Consider the following 3,541-nt stretch of genomic DNA (forward strand, 5'->3'; position numbering starts at 1 on the left):
TCCACGCTCGAGCGCCCGGTCTCCCACGCGTTGCCGCCCGATACCGTCACGCCGCTGCACGATGCGCTGGCCGCGCCCGAGGCCGCGCATCCGGGCGAGTCGGGTTTCCGGCTGCTGCCGGAAGGCGCGGAGGCGCTGCAGATGCGCATCGCGCTCGCACGCGCCGCGACGAAGACGCTCGACATGCAGTACTACATCGCGACCGAGGACACGACGGGCAAGCTGCTGCTCGCCGCGGCGCTGTACGCGGCCGATCGCGGTGTGCGCGTGCGGATGCTCGTCGACGACCTGAACTTCCGCGACATCGATCGCATCATGGCCGCGCTGAACACGCACCCGAACATCGAGATCCGCGTGTTCAACCCGTTCGGCGCGTCGCAGCACGGGATGGTCGAGCGCACGGCCAACTTCTTCACGCGCATCGACAGCTTCACGCGCCGGATGCACAACAAGGCGATGATCGCGGACAACCAGATCGCGATCGTCGGCGGCCGCAATCTCGGCGACGAATACTTCAACGCAAGCCCGACGCTGCAGTTCCGCGATCTCGACGTGCTGGCCGCGGGCCCGGTGACGAACGACGTCTCGGCGAGCTTCGATACGTACTGGTCGAGTGCGAGCAGCTATCCGCTGCGCGTGCTGAATCACCAGTCGTTCGATCCGAAGGACCTCGACGCGACGCGCGACGAGTTGCGCAGCCATTGGCGCCAGAACGCCGATCCGTATAACGCGAAGCCGCTGAACGCGACGCCGCTCGCGCAGCAGATTGCCCGCGACGAGCTCGCGCTCGTGTGGGCGCCCGCCGAGTTCAAGGTCGACGCGCCCGACAAGGTCGCGCGGCCGACCGACGCGTACGTGAGCCCGCCGATGCAGCGTCTGGTCGAGCTCACGCGCGGCGCGCAGCAGGAATTCCTCGCGTTCTCGCCGTATTTCGTGCCGCACGACGCGGGCGTGAAGATCCTCGGCGAGGCGACCGCGCGCGGCGTGCGCGTCGCGATCCTGACGAATTCGCTCGCCGCGACCGACGCGGTCGCCGTGCAGGCCGGCTACGGGCCTTATCGCGTGCCGCTGCTGCAGCACGGCGTCGAGCTGTACGAGTTCAAGGCGCAGCCGGGCCGGCAGCGCGCGCGCCTGTTCGGGTCGCGCTCGCGGGCAAGCCTGCATGCGAAGGCGTACGTGATCGACCGGAAGATCCTCGTGATCGGTTCGATGAACCTCGATCCGCGGTCCGCGGACCTGAATACCGAACTGGCGCTCGTGATCCACAGCCCGGCGCTCGCGCAGCAGGTCGCGACGATCTTCGCGCGCGTGACGCAGCCGGACGACAGCTACCGCGTGAGCCTCGTGACGCCGGCTGGCGGCGGGTCGCCCGAACTCGAATGGACAGGTATCGACAACGGCCGGCCGACCACCTATCACGTCGATCCGCACGCGGGGCTGCTGCGCAACCTGATGACCGGCATGTTCATGCTGCTGCCGGTCGACGACCAGCTTTAAGGGGCCGGAAGCGCTCCGGCTAAACCCGCGTTTCCGGTGCGCTGGGAATGATGATATGGTTGTGCGCGCAACCAATGTGGCGCGCAAGACGGTGCCGCCAGGCGGCCCGCATCACGCGGTGCCGCGCACACCCGCAACCGGAGTTCCCCCATGCAACGTGTCCCGAACCAGCCGTTCACGCGTCCCGCCCGTTTCTCCGAAGCCGAATGGCAGGCGCGCGTGCAGCTCGCGGCGGCTTATCGCATCTTCGATCATCTCGGCTGGACCGAACTGATCTACAACCATATCTCGCTGCGCGTGCCGGGCGAGGACGGGCATTTCCTGATCAACCCGTTCGGGCTCCATTACCGCGAGGTGTGCGCGTCGAACCTCGTGAAGATCGACATCGATGGCAACGTGATCGGTCATTCCGACTGGCCGATCAACCCGGCCGGCTTCACGTTTCACAGCGCGATCCATGCGGCGCTGCCCGATGCGCACTGCGTGATGCACGTGCACACGACGCCGACGATGGCCGTGTGCTGTTCGCGTGACGGGCTGTCGTTCTCGAATTTCTATTCGGCGCAGTTGTTCGGGAAGATTGCGTATCACGACTTCGAGGGCATCACCGTGCATCTCGAAGAAGGGCGGCGCATCGTCGAGAGCGCCGGCGGGCGGCCCGTGCTGCTGTTGCGCAACCATGGGCCCGTGACGATCGGCGCGACGCTCGCGCAGACGTTCTCGCTGATGTGGCTGCTCAATCGCGCGTGCGAGGTGCAGATCGCCACGCATGCGATCGGCGACGCGCTGCCGATTGCGCCGCCCGTGCTCGAAGGGTGCGTGCGCGATTCGCTGAATTTCGATCCGAAGCATGGCGCAGGGCAGGATGCGTTCGACGCGCTGCAGCGTATCGTCGACCGCATCGATCCCGGCTATCGCGCGTGACGTGAAGCAGCGCGATCGCTTCGTCATGCTTGATACGGTGTGAACCGGATCCGATGGCGGCACGCGCAAAAAAAAACGCGGCCGGGCGGCCGCGTGAATACTCGCAGACTCCTTCGGACGAAGGAAACAAGCAACTGTGAGACGAAGTGTAGCGAAAGGCCGCGAGCGGATTCAGTCACCGGGCTGCAAAGGTCCATTCCAGGTTGACGCAGACTGACGCGTCGCACGCCGCGCGAGCGGGCCGGCCGGGCGCGGTGCGGCGATTCGCTGCATGGCCGTTCGGTGGATGCCCGGACCGGCGGCGATCGACTACCATCATGTCTGGCGCCCCCGCTCGGGCGGCGTACAACGTCGTACAAGGAGAGTCCATGCTCAAGCTGCGTTTGCTCCAGGTCGCGTTACTCGCGGGCGTGCTCGCCGCCGGCAGCGCTGCTGCCGAAACGGTGCGCCTGTCCGCCAATCTCCAGCCGTCGAGTGAAGTGCCGCCGACGGCGACCAAGGGCTCGGGCGACGTCGAGGCCACCTACGATACGGCCACCCACATGCTGCAGTGGAAGGTCACATACGAACACCTCACGGGGCCGGCCACCGCCGCGCACTTCCACGGGCCCGCCCCGGTCGGCCAGAATGCCGGCGTGCAGGTGCCGATTCCGAAGGACGAGCTGGCGAGCCCGATCAAGGGCTCGAAGGAACTCACCGACGCGCAGGTCACCGACCTGATGGGCGGCAAGTGGTACTTCAACGTCCATACGAAGGAGCACCCGTCCGGCGAGGTTCGCGGCCAGGTGATGCCGGCGAACTGAGTGCCGGCGTTTGATGTAGAGGCTCCTGTCGAGCGGTGCGGGAGCGATCGCACGTACCATCGTCACACTGTGATTACGGAGTGCGTCCGATGAGTTGGCAAAGCAAGTTCGCCTGCTGGCTGCTGCGCTGGCAGTTCCGGCCCGAGACCACGCGCGAGGTGCTCGATCCCGCCCGCGCACGGCGCTTTACCGATTTGCGGATGGTTGTGCCGCGCCGTGCGCCGTCGGGCTACCGGTTGCGCCAGTGCTATGGCCCGGGCGACGCGCCGCTGCGCGGCGAATGGCTCGAACGCACCGACGCGGGCGCGGGCCGCGGG

3 protein-coding genes and 1 pseudogene are annotated in these 3,541 nt (G+C 67.0%); all 4 read left to right on the top strand.

Going from position 1 to position 3,541, the window contains the following annotated elements; translation table 11 throughout:
• The coding region (locus G3N99_RS36920) for a phospholipase D family protein (RefSeq protein ID WP_206124827.1) at positions 1-1,497 on the top strand (1,497 nt) is incomplete at its 5' end.
• A 150-nt stretch (positions 1,498-1,647) separates the two neighbouring features.
• Positions 1,648-2,421: a class II aldolase/adducin family protein gene (locus G3N99_RS36925; protein WP_174940185.1), complete on the top strand. Its 774-nt coding sequence runs from the start codon at positions 1,648-1,650 to the stop codon at positions 2,419-2,421.
• 368 nt (positions 2,422-2,789) lie between these two features.
• Positions 2,790-3,224, top strand: coding sequence for a CHRD domain-containing protein (locus G3N99_RS36930; protein ID WP_174942374.1), 435 nt, complete (start codon positions 2,790-2,792; stop codon positions 3,222-3,224).
• A gap of 89 nt (positions 3,225-3,313) precedes the next feature.
• A pseudogene (locus tag G3N99_RS36935) lies at positions 3,314-3,541 on the top strand (alpha/beta hydrolase); the annotation flags it as partial.

The organism is Burkholderia sp. Ac-20392, assembly GCF_017104585.1.
Taxonomy (GTDB): domain Bacteria; phylum Pseudomonadota; class Gammaproteobacteria; order Burkholderiales; family Burkholderiaceae; genus Burkholderia; species Burkholderia lata.

Coding starts and splice junctions, on each gene's coding strand:
- G3N99_RS36925 (WP_174940185.1), top strand. CDS start 1,648: ATGCAACGTGTCCCGAACCAGCCGTTCACGCGTCCCGCCCGTTTCTCC.
- G3N99_RS36930 (WP_174942374.1), top strand. CDS start 2,790: ATGCTCAAGCTGCGTTTGCTCCAGGTCGCGTTACTCGCGGGCGTGCTC.